Below are 16,549 nucleotides of genomic sequence, written 5' to 3'. Positions count from 1 at the left end.
GTGTCAGTTCTCCTGTGCCGCACCGGATGCGGCTGGTTGTTGGGATTCCTTGGTAGCGGACGTATCAGTCGTCGCCGGTTCTGCGGACGGCGCGGGCGCCTCAGCGAGCTCGTCGGCAGGCGTCTGAGCCGCCGCATCCTTCTTCACCGACAGGGTGAGCCTCGGCTCTCCCGCGTCGACGACGACGGTGTCGCCGGGTTCGACCGCACCCTTGAGCACGAGGTTCGACAGCTCGTTGTCGAGCTGCTTCTGAATCAACCTGCGCAGAGGGCGCGCACCGAACTCCGGTTGGTAACCCTCTTCGGCGAGTTGATCTTTCGCGGCGTCGGTCACGTCGAGCCCGATGCTCTGCGACTTGAGCATGCGTCGTGTCCCGTCGAGAGTCAGGTCGACGATCTGGCGTAGTTGCGTCTTGTCGAGTCGATCGAACACGACGGTCTCGTCGATCCGGTTGAGGAACTCGGGACGGAATCGTTGCCGCAGCAGATCCATCACGTCGGGGACCACCTTCTCCACGTCACCGTCGGGTGCGTTGAGGATGAGATCCGAACCGATGTTGCTCGTCATGATCACCAGAGTGTTCTTGAAATCGACTGTGCGACCCTGACCGTCGGTCACCCGGCCGTCGTCGAGCAACTGCAGCAACACGTTGAACACGTCCGGGTGCGCCTTCTCGATCTCGTCGAACAGGATCACCGAATACGGCTGGCGGCGAACCTTGTCGGTGAGCTGACCGGCGTCGTCGTATCCGACATATCCGGGAGGCGCACCGACGAGTCGTGCGACGTTGTGCTTCTCCTGGAACTCGCTCATGTCGAAGCGGATCATCCGGTCCTCGTCGCCGAAGACCGCTGCGGCAAGGGCTTTCGCGAGTTCCGTCTTGCCGACGCCGGTCGGGCCGAGGAAGAGGAACGATCCGATCGGCCGGTTGGGATCGGAGAGTCCAGCCCGCGCCCGGCGCACCGCCTCGGCCACCGCGGTCACCGCCTTGTCCTGGCCGATCACCCTGTCGTGCAGTGTGTTCTCGAGGCCGAGCAACTTCTCGCGCTCCTCGGTGGTCAACTCCGACACCGGGATTCCGGTCTGCCTCGACACCACCTCGGCGATGTCCATGACGGTCACCTCCGGCGTCGGCGACTGACCCGCGGCACCGGCATTCGCGCGCTTCTCGTCGATCTCGGTCTTGAGTTGGTTCGCGCGCTCGTAGTCTTCGTTGGCGACGGCCGATTCCTTCTCGCGTTCGAGGCGAGCGACCTCCTCCTCGAACTCTCGCGTCTCGGGGTCGGGAGTCTTGGTACGCAACCGGACTCGCGCACCCGCCTGGTCGATCACGTCGATCGCTTTGTCGGGCATGAACCTGTCGGTGACGTAGCGGTCGGTCAATTCGGCTGCGGCGACGAGGGATTCCTTCGTGTACCGCACCTGATGGTGTTCTTCGTAGACGTCGGCGAGGCCCTCGAGGATCTGGATCGTGTCGTCCACGGACGGTTCGGAGATCATCACCGGCTGGAAGCGACGTTCGAGCGCCGCATCCTTCTCGATGTACTTGCGGTACTCGTCGATCGTGGTCGCGCCGATGGTGTGCAACTCGCCCCGGGCGAGGGCAGGCTTGAGCATGTTGCCCGCATCCATCGAACCCTCGCCGCCGGATCCGGCGCCGACAATGGTGTGCAGTTCGTCGATGAACAGGACGAGTTCGTCGGAGTGCTCCCGCACCTCGTCGAGCACCTTGGTCAGCCGCTCCTCGAACTCGCCGCGATACTTGGCGCCCGCGACCATCGAACTCATGTCGAGCGCGATCACGCGTCGCCCCGCGAGCGTCGACGGGACGTCGCCGTTGACGATGCGTTGCGCGAGACCTTCGACGATCGCCGTTTTTCCGACGCCGGGATCGCCGATCAGCACCGGGTTGTTCTTCCGACGCCGCGAGAGGATCTCGATGGTCTCCTCGATCTCGTCGTTGCGGCCAACCACGGGGTCGACGTTGCCCTCCCTGGCCTGTTCAGTGAGATCGCGCCCGTACTCGTCGAGTGTCGGGGTGTCCGACTGTGCTGCAGGCTTGGCCTCGGCCTTGCGTCCCTCCTCGATTCCCGCCCCGCCCTTCAACACTCGCGCAGCCGGGATGTCCGACGGCAACATCGCGATACCGAGGAGCACGTGCTCCGGCCCCACGTAGCCGACGTTCGCACGAGCCGCCTGCTGCTGCGCATTGCGCAGCGCCTGCCGCGCCGCGGGACTCAGACCGGGACTCTCGTCGCTGGTGCCGCCGCCGTCGACCGACGAGATCGCCTGCATCTGTGAGGCGACGGTTTCCGGGTCGAGGCCGGTTTGCTCGATGATCGAACGCGACGGCTCGACCTGCGTGGCGCCGTACAGGAGGTGCTCGGGGGTGATCTCGGCGTTGCCCCATTCGACGGCTGCCTGCGCGGCCACCGAGACCAGTCGCTTGGTGTCGTCGCTGAACAATCGGTTGACGTCGACGCGCTGTACCTGCGGACGGGTTCCGCTGCTGCCGAAGAACCTGTTGAAGATGTCGCCGAAGGCGTCGTTGCTGCTGAAAGGGTCGCTACCAAACCATGATTCGGACAAAGCTTCCTCACTTCACTCGGGCGCGACTTCACTGAGCACGAATTCAGGAGGGCACGCGCAGTTTTCGTGTAGCCATGCGGATGTCTCGGCAGCAGCGACGTGGCCGGAGCCGACACAACGGAACTCCCGGGACGTCGATCGCCCGTCCCGGTCACGCGAAGAGGAACCTCTGTTTCGACGTTAGCCGCTATGTCGAAGCTTTGCCACGAGATCTGCAATGCACCCGACACCGCCGCATCTCGATCGCGTCTCGGCGCTCAGACGTCGGCGAGCGCTCGACGCACCGCCGACTGCCAGCCCGCGGCTTCCCGACGCCTGCGCTGCGGGTCCATCGACGGCGTCCACGACGCCGCGACGTGGCGGTTCTCCCGCAGCGAATCGAGATCGTCCCAGTACCCGACGGCCAGTCCCGCGGCGTATGCCGCCCCCAGCGACACCGTCTCGGAGACGAATGGCCTGATGACAGGAACGTCGAGGACGTCGGCGACGTGCTGCATGAGCAGGTTGTTCGCCGTCATCCCACCGTCGACGGCCAGCCGCTGCAGTTGTATCCCAGCGACGTCGCGCATCGCTTCGACGACGTCGGCCGTCTGCCACGCGGTGGCCTCGAGCACCGCGCGGGCGAGATGACCCTTCGTCACATACGACGTCAGCCCGGTCACGATCCCTCGCGCTTCCGAATTCCAGTGCGGCGCATACAGTCCGGAGAAGGCGGGTACCACGTAGCAGCCGCCGTTGTCGTCGACGGTGCGCGCGAGCGTCTCGATCTCCGGCGCGGTATCGATCAGACCGAGTTGGTCTCGGCACCAGTTCACCAACGAGCCCGTCATCGCGATCGGACCCTCGAGTGCGTACACCGGAGCCTCGCCCGGCAGGCTGTAGGCGATGGTGGGCACGAGGCCACGCGCCGACGGGACAATCGACGTTCCCACGTTCATCAGCACGAAAGCGCCTGTGCCATAGGTACATTTGACGTCACCGGGAGCGAAGCACGTCTGGCCGAACAATGCCGACTGCTGATCTCCGAGGGCACTGGCAATCGGCACGCCGGGCAGGACGCGGGCACATTTGGCATACACCTCGCTACTGCCGACGACCCGCGGCATCATCGCCTCGGGGATGTCGAGGAGACGAAGCATTCGTGAACTCCAGTCGCGTCGTCGAAGATCGAGCAACAGGGTGCGACTGGCGTTGGTGACGTCGGTGATGTGGATGCCGCCCTTGGGGCCACCGGTCAGGTTCCAGATGAGCCAGGTCTCCAGCGTCCCGAACAAGACCTCGCCGTGCTGGGCCGACGCTTCCGCGCCGCCGATGTTGTCGAGCAGCCAGCGCAGACGTGGCGCGGCAAAGTAGGTCGCCGGGTCGAGTCCTGTCACGTCGCGGATCTCGCTGGCATGTTCGCCGAGTTGGTCGACCATCGGCCCGGTACGCGTGTCCTGCCAGGTGATCGCGGGGGCGAGCGGGCGGCCGGTACGGCGATCCCAGATGACCGTCGTCTCGCGTTGGTTGGCAACGCCGAGCGCCACGACGTCCGACGGGGTCCGGCCGGCGAGGGCCAGCGCCTTGGGTACGACCTTCTGCACGTTGACCCACAGCTCGTGCGCGTTCTGCTCCACCCAACCGGGCCGCGGGAACGACTGCTTCTGCTCGAGTTGGGCGATCGAGACCATGCGGCCGTGCCTATCGAAGAGCATGCAGCGCGACGACGTCGTGCCGACATCGATCGCGGCGACGACCGAGCCGTCGTTGGCCTTCACGCTCACCGCGCAGCACCCAACTCCCGGTCGATCGACGTCGCGGCCTGTCGCATCTGATCGATCACGACGTTGCGCGGCAGCGTGCCCGACCGGAAGATCGTCGACGGCGGTCCGACGACGACGAGCGCGCCGATCTCACCGGGCCTGCGACCGTGTACGGGGACGGCCGTCGCCGCGCTGCCGCGTTCGTATTCGCCGTGTTCGGTGGCCAGTCCGGTTTGACGCACGGTGGCGATTTCGGTTGCGAGCTCGGTGCGGGAGACGACCGTGTCCGAGGTGAACCTGTCCAGAATCATGTTGCGCAACAACCGATCCCGATTCTGCGAGTACGCAAGAAGTAACTTGCCGCCAGCCGATGCGTGCAGCGGCACGCGCTCGCCGACGCGCATCCGCTGGGGCGAGTCGTCGGGCCTGAAGACGTGATGCACGACGACAGCGGCGTCGGTGTCGAGCACCTCGAGCCAGACCTGCATGTCGAGCATCGCCGCCAGGGTGTCGCACCACCCCATCGCCGCCGACCGCAACACGTTGCCGTCGAGATTCGACGGCGAGCCGTTGTGGTGCACGCCCGTGAGGTAGGAGCCGTCCTCGTCCTGATCGACATAGCCGATATCGAGAAGGGTGCCGAGGATGCCGTGCACCGTCGCCTTCGGTAGGCCCAACTCGGCCGCGATCTCACGGAGCGACAACGACCGCGGACTGCGCTCGAGCAGGTCGAGCGCGGCAGCGGCGCGCTGGATCGACTGGATTGGTCCCGGCACCTTGCCTCCTCCCTGGAGTCCCACTGGTCCTACAACTGGTCCCGTGAGCCTTGTGAACGTGCTCCGTTTGCTCGACTTTACGGCCGCTTACACTCCTCGCGATCAAGAATGGCCGACCTTCGTTCGACATTGTCGAACGACAATCATTGATCTGGGTCACAGTCTCGGCTTACTTTTTCCTCCATCCGGCTGGTACCGACAACACCATCAGGACATCGAGCCGGTCACAAAGGAGTGAAACCATGACGAAGAAAACCCCGCTGGTGGGTGAACTCTCCGCAGAATGCATCGGCACGATGATCCTCATCTTGTTCGGCTGCGGTGTGGTAGCCCAGGTCGTCTGCGGAGGCTTCCCCAAGACGCTCGGTGCGGGCGACCACAACTCGATCGCATTCGCGTGGGGCTTCGGCGTCGCGCTTGCCGTCTATGTCGCGGGTCGCCTCAGCGGCGCGCACCTCAACCCCGCCGTCACCATCGCCCTGGCCGCGTTCAAGGGCTTCGACCGCCGCAAGGTCGCACCGTTCATCGCTGCGCAGATGGTCGGCGCGTTCATCGGAGCCCTGATCGTCCGCTACACCTACGCCGACCAGATCAGGGCGATCGACCCCGACCACACCAAGGCGACTCAGGGAATCTTCTCGACGTCCCCGGGCAGCGGCGTCTCGCTGACCACCGCATTCATCGATCAGATCGTCGGCACCGCGATCCTCGTCGCCGTCATCTTTGCCCTGACCTGCGTGGTCAACAATCCTCCGCTCGGCAACATGGCGCCGCTGATCATCGGCATCCTCGTCGTCGCGATCGGTATGGCATGGGGCACCAACGCCGGCTACGCCATCAACCCTGCCCGTGACTTCGGTCCACGACTTGCGTCGCTGATCACCGGATACGGCGACGCGATGTACTCCGCGAACGGTCCGGAACTCTACTTCTGGATACCGATCGTCGCGCCTATCATCGGTGGACTACTCGGCGGGGCGATCTTCGTCTTCGGCATCGAACGCTTCCTCCCGACAGAGGGCGACGACAGCCAGGAGATCGGTGTTTCCGAACCCACCGAACCCGAGCACATCAGCGCGCGACACTGAACACACTCATCACCTGACACCTGACTTCATCGAGAACGAGAGATACACCCATGCCAGATTTCGTCGGTTCCGTCGACCAGGGAACCACCAGCACCCGATTCATGATCTTCGACCACGCCGGTAACGAGGTCGCCCGCCACCAACTCGAACACGAGCAGATCCTCCCCCGCGCCGGCTGGGTCGAGCACAACCCGGTCGAGATCTGGGAGCGGACATCGGCCGTCATCCAGACTGCACTCGGCAAAGCCGGACTGACCTCGAGCGACCTTGCCGCCCTCGGCATCACCAACCAGCGCGAGACCACCGTCGTCTGGGACCGTCGAACGGGACGCCCGTACTACAACGCGATCGTGTGGCAGGACACCCGCACCGACAAGATCGCCAGCGCACTGGAACGAAACGGACACGGCGACACCATCCGCCACAAGGCGGGACTTCCGCCCGCCACCTACTTCGCAGGCGGCAAGATCCAGTGGATCCTCGAGAACGTGCCGGGCGTCCGTGAGGCAGCAGAAAGTGGCGACGCCATCTTCGGCACCACCGACACCTGGCTCACCTGGCATCTCACCGGCGGCTATCGCGGCGGCGAACACGTCACCGACGTGACCAACGCGAGCCGCACCATGCTGATGAACCTCGAGACCCTCGACTGGGACGACGAACTGCTGTCCCTGTTCAACATTCCGCGCGCGATGCTTCCCGACATCCTGCCGTCGTCGAGCCCCAAGGCCTTCGGTGTCACCGAGTCGACCGGACCGCTCGCAGGCGAGGTTCCCATCACCGGCGTGCTCGGCGACCAGCAGGCGGCGACCGTCGGCCAGGTCTGCTTCGCCCCCGGTGAGGCCAAAAACACCTACGGCACAGGCAATTTCATGTTGCTCAACACCGGCACCGACATCGTGCGGAGCAAGTCGGGATTGTTGACCACCGTCGCCTATCAGCTCGGCGAGGAGAAGCCCGTCTACGCACTCGAGGGCTCGATCGCGGTGACCGGCTCCGCCGTCCAGTGGCTGCGCGATCAGCTCGGAATCATCAGTGGCGCATCACAATCCGAGGCACTTGCCCGCCAGGTCGACGACAACGGCGGCGTCTACTTCGTGCCTGCCTTCTCCGGCTTGTTCGCTCCGTACTGGCGGTCGGATGCGCGCGGCGCGATCGTTGGACTCTCGCGGTTCAACACCAACGCGCACCTCGCGCGTGCCACCCTGGAGTCGATCTGCTACCAGACGCGCGACGTCACCGAGGCGATGACCGCCGATTCCGGTGTGACGCTTGATGTTCTGAAGGTCGACGGCGGCGTCACCGCCAACGAACTGTGTATGCAGATCCAGGCCGATGTGCTCGGCGTTCCGGTCAGCCGACCGGTCGTGGCCGAGACAACGGCACTCGGCGCGGCGTACGCTGCCGGGCTGGCCGTCGGGGTCTGGAAGAACACGGACGAACTACGCGAGAACTGGAATGAAGCCCGACGGTGGGAGCCGGAGTGGGACGAGAACCAGCGCGAAGCCGGTTACAAGCAGTGGCGCAAGGCCGTTGAGCGCACCCTCGACTGGGTCGATGTGGACTGACGATGTCACCGTTGCCCGGCTGCCATTCACCCGCCACGTCGCACATGGTGCGTCGTGTCGCGGTGGATGAGCAGTCGGGCGAGGTTTTCGTCGAGCACGATGTCCGTGATCAGTCCCGCTGCGAAAGCACCTTCTGTCGCAGCGGCTTTCGACTCTCCCGACACCACACAGATACGACGGGGGACGGCCCGGATCACGTCCAGGTCCGGGCCGGACGACCGCTTGTTCAACTCGATCCCCGCGTCGCTGCCGTCGTGTCGGTAGAACACCGTCGCGACGTCGCCGACGACTCGCTCGGAGCGCAGCGACGCAAAGTCGGCGGGCTCGAGGTAGCCGCCGGTGTAGACGTGGCTGGGGACGTCGGCGTCGGGGGCACCGAGCCCGAAGAGCGCGACGTTCATCGTCTGCTGGACGTCGAGGACTCGCTTGGTACTGCGCTCGTGCCACAGCGCGACTTTGGTGTTCGGGTCGTCGAAGAACGCGGGCACCGGGAACTGTTCCACGCGAGCCGAATACGCCGTGGCAAATCTGCGGAGGATCTCGCTGGCGTAGTCGATTCCCGAACTCGTCGGGTTACCCGCACCGTTGAGCTGCACGATCTGCGTGTTCCACAGTTCCTTTGGCACAACATGTCTGCTGACGACGCTGATCGTGGCGCCCCAGGCGATACCGAGCGTCGTATTGGCCTCCAACATCCTGCCCAGCGATCGCGCGGCTTCCTGCCCGACGCGCTCGAGTCGGTCGGCGTCGGACATCTGCGCGGTCGTCGGCACGACCGAGGCGTTCACACCAAAGCGTCGGCCGAACTCGTCGGCAACCTCGCCGGTTCTACCCGCCGGCGCGTGGATCGTGATGTCGACGAGGCCGGTCGCGCGGGCGAAGCTCAGCAGTCGCGACACCGACGACCGGCTCATCCCCAGCTCGCGACCGATGGCTGCCATGTCGAGGTCTTGCATGTAGTACAGATGCGCCGCACGCACTGCGAGCGCACTGCGCTTCGGATCGTCGGCCGCGACTCTTTCCACCCCACACGTTCTACCAGCAAAACCCACCCGTGCACATATGTGCAGAAGTATTGCTCTTATGTGCAGAGACCATCAGGATGGAATCATGACCGAAAACACCACCTCGACCGCACCGCTCCGGCCAAGCGTCGCGACGCTCACCGAGCGCCCGTCGGCACAGGTCCTCATCATCGGTGGCGGCATCAACGGCATCTCCACCTTCCGCGACCTCGCACTGCAGGGCATCGACGTCGTGCTCGTCGAGCGCGACGACTGGGTCAGTGGCGCGTCGTCGGCGTCGAGCCACATGATCCACGGCGGTATCCGCTATCTGGAGAACGGCGAGTTCCGGCTCGTCCGTGAGTCGGTGCACGAGCGCAACGGCCTGCTCGAGATCGCACCCCACTACGTGAAGCCCCTCGAGACCACCGTCCCCATCTTCTCGACGTTCAGCGGAATCCTGAACGCGCCGAGGCGTTTTCTCACGCACAACACCGGCAAGCCCAACGAGCGCGGCGCGGCGTTGATCAAGGCCGGACTGGTCATGTACGACGCCTTCTCCGGCGCCGGTAAGCGCCGGGTGCCACGTCACAAGTTCCGCGCAGGCGACAAGGCTCGCGCCGACATGCCCCGACTTAACTCCGGCATTCGTTATACCGCAACCTATTTCGACGCCTCAGTGCACGATCCCGAGCGTCTAGCACTCGACGTCCTCAAGGATGGCCTGGCCACCGGCCCGCACGCCCGTGCGACCAACCACGTCGAAGCCATCGCGATTCGCGACGGCGAGGTGGTGCTCGCCGATCGTGTCAGCGGTGAACAGTTCACCGTGTCTGCCGAGGTCATCGTGAACGCGAGTGGTCCGTGGACCGACCTCACCAACGACGCGCTCGGCGGCGACACCCGGTACATGGGCGGCACCAAGGGATCTCACATCGTTCTCGATCACCCCGACCTCGTCGAGGCCACTCGTGGGCGCGAGATCTTCTTCGAGCACTCCGACGGTCGCATCGTGCTGATCTACCCGCTCAAGGACCGAGTCCTGGTGGGCACCACCGACATCGACGCAGACCCGAGCACGCCGACGCGGTGCACCGACGACGAGATCGACTACTTCTTCGATCTCATCAAGCATGTGTTCCCGGATATCGCCGTCTCCCGCGATGACATCGTGTACTCGTTCTCCGGCATCCGCCCGCTGCCCCGCCACGACGACACGACGCCGGGCTTCGTCTCGCGCGACTACAACGTCGAACGTACTGAGCTGCCCGGGGTTTCGGTTCCGGTGCTCAGCTTGGTCGGCGGTAAGTGGACCACGTTCCGCGCCCTCGGCGAGCAGTTGTCGGATCGCATCATGGAGCTGCTCGGCGCTGCCCGACAGGTCTCGACCGTCGGACTGCCCATCGGCGGCGGCCGCGACTACCCGACCACCGACGCGCAGCGTCGAGCATGGGTCGCTAGCCGACGCGGCGACGTACCCGCCGACCGCGCCGATGAGCTGCTCACCCGCTACGGCACCCGCGCCAGCGAGGTCATCGCAGCGATCACCACCGGCCCCGACGCCCCGCTGCCCGCCAGCGGACTCTCGACCGCCGAGCTGCGCTACATGATCGAGACCGAGCAGGCCGTGCACATCAGCGACATCCTGCTGCGCAGAACCGATCTGGCCTTCGTCGGCGGAGTGACCGCAGCCGTACTCACCGAGCTCGGCGACGCCATGGCCGAGATCCTCGGCTGGGACGGCCAGCAGCGCGCCGCCGAAATCGAGGCCGCCGTCGAGAATCTCAACGACGCCCACCGCGTGCAGGTGACCGCCAGCACGGCCAGCGTCTGAGCGCTGGGTGATCTCGACAAGCTCGATCAGCGGTGGTCAGCCCGATCAGCGGTGAGCAGCTCGATCAGCGGTGGTGCCCCTCCGCTGGTTGAGCGGGCGTGCCCCCCGCTGGTTGAGCGGGCGTGAGCGCAGCGAACACCCGAGTCGAAACCACACCCAGCGCAGCGAGCGATCTCGACAAGCTCGATCAGCGGTGGTTGGCCCCTCCGCTGGTTGAGCGGGCGTGAGCGCAGCGAACACCCAAGTCGAAACCACCCCCACCGCGGCAGGTGATCTCGACAAGCTCGATCAGCGGTAGTCAGCCCGATCAGCGGTGGCCAACCCGATCAGCGGTGCTGGCCCTCGCTGGTTGAGCGGGCGTGAGCGCAGCGAACACCCGAGTCGAAACCACTCGCCGCGGCAGGTGATCTCGACAAGCTCGATCAGCGGGTTGGCTCGATCAGCGGCGTGCCCCCCGCTGGTTGAGCGGGCGTGAGCGCAGCGAACACCCGAGTCGAAACCACTCCCGAGTCACACCGCGGACTCCGTCGCCTCGACGGCAGACGACGTCGCGACGACGATCGCTCCGCTCACCGCGGCGGCGAACGCGATCAGCGTCGGCACCGCCCAGCCGGGACGGGTGCTGTCGCCGAGCAGAGCAATTCCCAGCGCGCTGGGGACCACCGTCTCGCCGACCACGATCGACGCCGCCGCGGCGCTGACCGCCCCGGTCTGCAGCGCGACGGTGAACAGATAGAACCCGCCCACCCCGCAGATCGCCACCGCGTACGCGGCCGGGTCCGTGAGGATCGCGCCGACGTCGAACGGGTCGACGCCGTCGAGAATTCTGATCGCCACGGCCATCAGACCGAACAGCGCACCGCCGCCGAGTCCCGCGACAACGGCGACTCCCCTCGGAATCACTCTGGTCACGGCGGTGACCGCCACGAAGAGCCCGACACCCACCCCGAGCAGTGCCCAGTGCAGCCAATTGTGGTCGCGGTGGCCCTCCTCGCCCGCACCGATACCGAGCACGACGAGCGCGATCACCACGACGGCCACCGCGGTCCACTCTCGACGACTGAGCCGAGCGTCGAGGACCAACGTCGCCAACACCGCGGTGACAACCAGGTTCGCACTCACGATGGGTTGCGCGAGGAAGAGCGGAATGAGCCTGTCCGCAACCAGGTTTCCCGCGAAGCCGATCCCGTCGAGCGCCAGCCCGAGCAGGAATGACACCGTGAGCATGGCGGTGACCGTCGAACGCAACGACGGCGCGGCCCCGACCGTGCCATCCTCGACGCTCTGCGCACCTCGCGCCTGCAGCACCGACGCCGTGCCGTACGCCAACGCCGCGAGAATCGCGGCAACGATGCCGATGACCATGCGGTTCAGTATTCATCATCCGCGTGGCGAGAACGCGACGTCACGGCAACGCGACAGCCGAACGTATCAGCTGCCGTGCCCGTAGCCGGCCGGGAGGTTGACCGACTCGGCCTTCTCGACGGCCGTCACAGCGCCCGACGATGCCAGGATCACGCCGCCGACGACAGCGGCCACGAACGCGACGATCGCGGCAGGCCCCCACCCGGAGCGCGTGACGTCGCCGAGAAAGATGATGCCAACGGCACCCGGAAGCACCGTTTGTCCGACGACGAGTGCCGCGGCCGCGCCGTTGACCGACCCCGTCTGCAGCGCAACCGTGAACAGATAAAAGCCGCCGATGCCACTGATGAGGAGCGCATAGAGCGCGGGATCGGTGAACAGCACTCCCGGCTGCAACGGTGAAACACCCGTCAGCACACGGGAAGCCACGGCCATGACCCCGAAGATCGCGCCCGCGATGAGTCCCGCGAATGCCGCGATTCGGCGCTTGAGCACTCGAGCTCCCACGATGCCGATCACGATCAGCAACGGTCCGGCGACGAGCGTCGCCCAGCCCATCCAGGCGTCGTAGTCGGAGCCCTCGCGCCCGGCAGATATCGCGAGCAGGATCAGCGAGAGGATGACCACCGCCCCCGAAACCCATTCTCTCCAGGTGAGACTCACCTTCAGCACGATCGCGGCGAGTACCGCGGTCGCGACCATGCGCGCAGAGATAATGGTCTGCGAGAGGAACAGCGGGATCAGTCGCGCGGACACGATCGTCGCGATGAAACCGACGATGTCAAACGCGAACCCGATGAGGAACGGCACTGTCAGCATCGTCGCAGCGGTGGAGCGCAGCGTCGGATGTGGTGTGTTCGAACGCAATTCGGTCCTGTGCTGAGCACGCTGCGCCACCCGCTCCGCGCCGAGCGCCTGTAAGACAGATGCCGCCGCGAACGAGAGCGCGCCGATCACCGCGACGATGATTCCGAATGTCATTGCGACACCAGCACACACCGCGAACAGGTCGCCGTCACACCACGCGTCATGCGGCGCTACTGAGTCTTGGCGTTGGGCTTGAGTACGTCGGTACCGACGAACCGCGCGAGTTCTTCGGGCAACACAACCGAACCGTCGGCCTGCTGATGGTTCTCCAGGATCGCGACGAGCCACCGCGTGGTGGCGAGCGTTCCGTTCAAGGTCGCGGCGACCTGCGGCTTACCCGACTCGTCGCGGTACCGGATAGAAAGGCGACGCGCCTGGAACGTCGTGCAATTCGACGTCGAGGTCAGCTCGCGGTACGTCTGCTGGGTGGGAACCCATGCCTCACAGTCGAATTTGCGCGCGGCTGACGACCCGAGGTCGCCTCCGGCAACGTCGATGACCCGATACGGGACGTCGATCGCGGCGAGCATCTCCTTCTCCCAGCCGAGGAGCTTCTGGTGTTCGGCCGCGGCGTCTTCGGGCTTGCAGTAGACGAAGCCCTCGACCTTGTCGAACTGGTGCACGCGGATGATGCCGCGTGTGTCCTTGCCGTAGCTACCCGCTTCGCGTCGGAAGCACGTCGACCATCCGGCGTAGCGCTTCGGGCCGTCGGAGAGGTCGATGATCTCGTCCATGTGGTAGCCGGCGAGCGGCACCTCCGACGTTCCGACGAGGTAGAGATCGTCGTCCTTGTCGAGGTGGTAGACCTCGTCGGCGTGTGCGCCGAGGAAGCCGGTTCCGCCCATCACTTCCGGCCGGACCAGCACCGGCGGGATCATCAGCGTGAACCCGTTGGCCGTGGCCTTCTGCGCAGCCATCGTGAGCAGTCCGAGCTGCAGCATCGCGCCCTGACCGGTCAGGAAGTAGAACCGCGAGCCGGAGACCTTCGCGCCGCGCTCCATGTCGATGAGGCCGAGTGACTCACCGAGTTCGAGGTGGTCCTTGGGATTCTCGATCTCGCGCGGCTGACCGACGTGCTCGAGAACGACGTAGTCGTCCTCGCCTCCGGGGGGCGCACCCTCGACGATGTTGGAGATCGCGCGCTGCGCGTTCGACGCGGCCTCGTCGGCCTCGTTCTGCCGCGCGACAGCAGCCTTGACCTGATCGGCGAGCTCTTTGCCCTTGGCCAGCAGCGCTGCCTTCTCGTCGCCGGATGCTTTGCCGACCTGCTTACCGAGAGCCTTCTGCTCGGAGCGCAGCGAGTCGGCTTCGACGATGGCTGATCGACGCGTCGAGTCGGCGTCGAGTAGAACGTCGACGAGGCCGGGGTCTTCTCCGCGCACGCGCTGCGAGGCGCGGACGAGGTTGGGGTCGTCGCGGACGATTTTGAGGTCGATCACGCCTGTCAACGATACTGGAGCGCCCGGCGGGCGGATCGGCGGACGTTGCCGCGGTTACTGCCAGTGCTCGCGGTAGTCGGCTCGGCCGAACATCGACGCCGCGTCGTCGGCGCTCGGGGTTCCCGCGAAAGGGTCGGCTCCGGCCTTCACCAATGCCGCGACGACGTCGTCGAATCCCTTGAACACGGCACCAGCGAGCGGTGTCTGGCCCTTGTCGTTGGCGAGGTCGACGTCGGCGCCGCGCTCGGTGAGAGCCGTCACCGCCTCGACGTTGCCGTGGTACGCGGCGAGCATCAGCAACGAGTCGCCCGACTGATTGCGCAGGTCAACGGGCACGCCGGCGTCGAGGTAGGCGGCGAGGGATGGGGCGTCGCCCGAGCGGGCCATGTCGAAGAGTCGTCCGGCCAATTCCTGGACGTCGGCACTCGGTTCGGGGTCTTCTGCGCTCACCCGTCCGAGTCTAAGCACAGGTATCGGCGCACCCGGACGCTCGGAAAGTGCATGATGGATGCCGATGAACGACGATCCCGACAAGGTGTCCGACGACGAGACGCCCGACCCCTCGGCGACCGACCACGTCGAACCGGTCACCGAGCAGTTCGAGCCGGTCACCGAAGAGTTCGAGCCCATCGGTGCAGAAGAGGGCGTTGAGGCTGGGGCGGAAGAGAGCGACGAGCCGGAGACCGAGCGACCCGTCGTCGATGACGAAGCAGCCACCGCAGAACCGGCGCGTCGACGCGGGGTGAGTGGAGTACTCGCCGCGAATCCGATGCGGGTGGTGCTGGCGGCGATCGTGATCGGTGCGATCGTCGCGGGTGGCATCGCGTTTGCTCTCGGCTCGTTCACCGACAACGGGAACGTCGGAAGCACCGACATCGGCGAGAACGAACGTTTGACACAGAACGCGTTCACGCGATCGGTCGCCGGCGACTGCCTCGACTGGCCCGACGGGCAGCCCGGCCAGCCGTCGAAGGTCGCGTGCGATCAGTTGCATCGCTTCGAGGTGGCGGGTCCGCTCAACACCGCGCTTCTTCCCGGATCGGAATTCGGCGACTCCGCGGCGTGGCCTGGGGCCGAGCGATTCGCCGCGATTCGCGACGAGCAGTGCCCGGTCATCGTCGACGACTATTTGCAGGGCAAGCTCGACCCGCAGGGGCGCTTCTCCGTCGGGATGATGTATCCCTCACAGGCGCAGTGGGACAAGGGTGCTCGCGAACTGCGCTGCGGATTGCAACAGACGGGCAAGGGCGGCCAGCCAGACCAGGTGGCGGGACGCGTCATCGACAACGACCAATCGTTCTCGTGGCCACCCGGCACATGCATCGGTATCGATCAGCAGACTCGACGCCCCACGGTGCCCGCCACCGTCGTCGGCTGCAGTGAACCGCACGCGTTCCAGACGACCGGCATCGTCGACCTTTCTGCGCGCTTCGGAAATCGGACGTCGGGTAAGCCGTGGCCGCAGATCGATGACCAGAACAAGTTCTTGGCCGGGATCTGCCCGGCGCAGGCGCAGCGATTCCTCGGCGGCAAGGAGAAGCTCGACGCCACCACACTCAACACTCAGTGGTCCGTCATCAGCGAGCCGAGCTGGCTCGCGGGCAGCCGCAAGGTGGTCTGCTACATCGGGCTACCCGATCGCGGTGGATTCGCGACGCTCGTCGGCGACGCGCGACAGACACTCCTGATCAACGGCAAGCTCCCGGCACCGCCCCCGCAGGCGCCACCCGGCCGCGTGCTGCCCACGCCCGTCCCACTACCGCCCGGCATCCAACCGAACCCCGAAGAGGTCCCCGCTCCGGCGGGCTGATCAGGAGTACACCCATGCCCGTCGCCATGTCCGACGACGAGTTCGAGGGCCTGGTGTCCGATGCACTCGACACCATCCCGAAGGAACTGACCGACGCCATCGACAACGTGGTGATCCTCGTCGAGCCGAACAACCCCGAGTCGCCGCACATCCTCGGGCTGTACTCGGGCGTCGCACTCACCAGCCGCGACCACGACTACGGCGGCTTCTTACCCGACACCATCACCATCTACCGCGAGCCGATCCTCTGGATGTGCCACACCCGCGAGCAGGTCGTCCACGAGGTCGCCGTCACGGTCATCCACGAGATCGCCCACCACTTCGGCATCGACGACGCCTGGCTCCACGCGCACGGCTGGGGCTGAGGCTGTCTCTTATACACATCTGACTCTGCCGACGATCGCATAAGTGTAGATCTCGGTGGTAGCCGTATCATTAAAAAAAAAAGGGGGGGGGGGGGGGGGGGG

Annotated in this window: 13 protein-coding genes; 5 read left to right on the top strand and 8 right to left on the bottom strand. The window is 65.8% G+C overall.

Translation table 11 applies throughout. The annotated features are described in order from the left end of the window. Positions 1 to 3: 3 nt before the first annotated feature. From A5788_RS03025 to A5788_RS03015, 3 genes are all read right to left on the bottom strand, one after another. Entirely contained in the window at positions 4 to 2,589 is a 2,586-nt protein-coding gene (locus A5788_RS03025; protein WP_049700209.1) for an ATP-dependent Clp protease ATP-binding subunit, read from the bottom strand. A 257-nt stretch (positions 2,590 to 2,846) separates the two neighbouring features. Further along, positions 2,847 to 4,352 carry a glycerol kinase GlpK gene (gene glpK / locus A5788_RS03020; protein ID WP_082938011.1) on the bottom strand — a complete coding sequence of 502 codons (1,506 nt, stop codon included), beginning with the start codon at positions 4,350 to 4,352 and terminating at the stop codon, positions 2,847 to 2,849. After that, positions 4,349 to 5,107, bottom strand: coding sequence for an IclR family transcriptional regulator (locus tag A5788_RS03015; RefSeq protein WP_049700311.1), 759 nt, complete (start codon positions 5,105 to 5,107; stop codon positions 4,349 to 4,351). The genes glpK (A5788_RS03020) and A5788_RS03015 overlap by 4 nt, the downstream gene beginning before the upstream one ends. A gap of 242 nt (positions 5,108 to 5,349) precedes the next feature. Between A5788_RS03015 and A5788_RS03010 the strand changes: the two genes are divergently transcribed. Further along, on the top strand, positions 5,350 to 6,195 hold the full coding sequence (locus tag A5788_RS03010) for an MIP/aquaporin family protein (protein ID WP_049700210.1): 846 nt from the start codon (positions 5,350 to 5,352) through the stop codon (positions 6,193 to 6,195). 50 nt (positions 6,196 to 6,245) lie between these two features. After that, a complete protein-coding gene (glpK, locus tag A5788_RS03005; protein WP_049700211.1) occupies positions 6,246 to 7,763 on the top strand; it encodes a glycerol kinase GlpK in 1,518 nt (505 codons plus the stop codon). A 26-nt stretch (positions 7,764 to 7,789) separates the two neighbouring features. Here the strand turns inward: glpK (A5788_RS03005) and A5788_RS03000 are convergent, their stop codons facing one another. Further along, entirely contained in the window at positions 7,790 to 8,788 is a 999-nt protein-coding gene (locus tag A5788_RS03000; RefSeq protein WP_049700212.1) for a sugar-binding transcriptional regulator, read from the bottom strand. Between the two features lie 85 nt (positions 8,789 to 8,873). Between A5788_RS03000 and A5788_RS02995 the strand changes: the two genes are divergently transcribed. Then, positions 8,874 to 10,601 (top strand): glycerol-3-phosphate dehydrogenase/oxidase, encoded by a 1,728-nt coding sequence (locus A5788_RS02995; protein ID WP_049700213.1) that lies wholly within the window; start codon positions 8,874 to 8,876, stop codon positions 10,599 to 10,601. Positions 10,602 to 11,111: 510 nt separating this feature from the next. Here A5788_RS02995 and A5788_RS02990 read toward each other — a convergent pair. From A5788_RS02990 to A5788_RS02975, 4 genes are all read right to left on the bottom strand, one after another. Continuing rightward, a complete protein-coding gene (locus A5788_RS02990) occupies positions 11,112 to 11,966 on the bottom strand; it encodes a DMT family transporter (RefSeq protein ID WP_064864708.1) in 855 nt (284 codons plus the stop codon). A 66-nt stretch (positions 11,967 to 12,032) separates the two neighbouring features. Next, positions 12,033 to 12,947, bottom strand: a complete 915-nt coding sequence (locus A5788_RS02985) for a hypothetical protein (protein ID WP_064864710.1) — start codon at positions 12,945 to 12,947, stop codon at positions 12,033 to 12,035. A 56-nt stretch (positions 12,948 to 13,003) separates the two neighbouring features. Then, positions 13,004 to 14,272: a serine--tRNA ligase gene (gene serS / locus A5788_RS02980; protein WP_064864712.1), complete on the bottom strand. Its 1,269-nt coding sequence runs from the start codon at positions 14,270 to 14,272 to the stop codon at positions 13,004 to 13,006. 54 nt (positions 14,273 to 14,326) lie between these two features. After that, complete coding sequence (locus A5788_RS02975) at positions 14,327 to 14,722, bottom strand: ankyrin repeat domain-containing protein (RefSeq protein ID WP_049700217.1); 396 nt, start codon at positions 14,720 to 14,722, stop codon at positions 14,327 to 14,329. 58 nt (positions 14,723 to 14,780) lie between these two features. Here A5788_RS02975 and A5788_RS02970 point away from each other — a divergent pair, with 58 nt between their 5' ends. Both A5788_RS02970 and A5788_RS02965 read left to right on the top strand, forming a co-directional pair. Then, positions 14,781 to 16,082: a septum formation family protein gene (locus A5788_RS02970; RefSeq protein ID WP_420841309.1), complete on the top strand. Its 1,302-nt coding sequence runs from the start codon at positions 14,781 to 14,783 to the stop codon at positions 16,080 to 16,082. A 14-nt stretch (positions 16,083 to 16,096) separates the two neighbouring features. After that, entirely contained in the window at positions 16,097 to 16,447 is a 351-nt protein-coding gene (locus A5788_RS02965) for a metallopeptidase family protein (RefSeq protein WP_049700218.1), read from the top strand. The last annotated feature ends 102 nt before the right edge of the window (positions 16,448 to 16,549 follow it).

Origin of the sequence: Gordonia sp. 852002-50816_SCH5313054-c, from assembly GCF_001665925.1 — a bacterium.
Lineage (GTDB): Bacteria > Actinomycetota > Actinomycetes > Mycobacteriales > Mycobacteriaceae > Gordonia > Gordonia jacobaea.
This window is presented reverse-complemented; position numbering and strand designations above follow the sequence as displayed.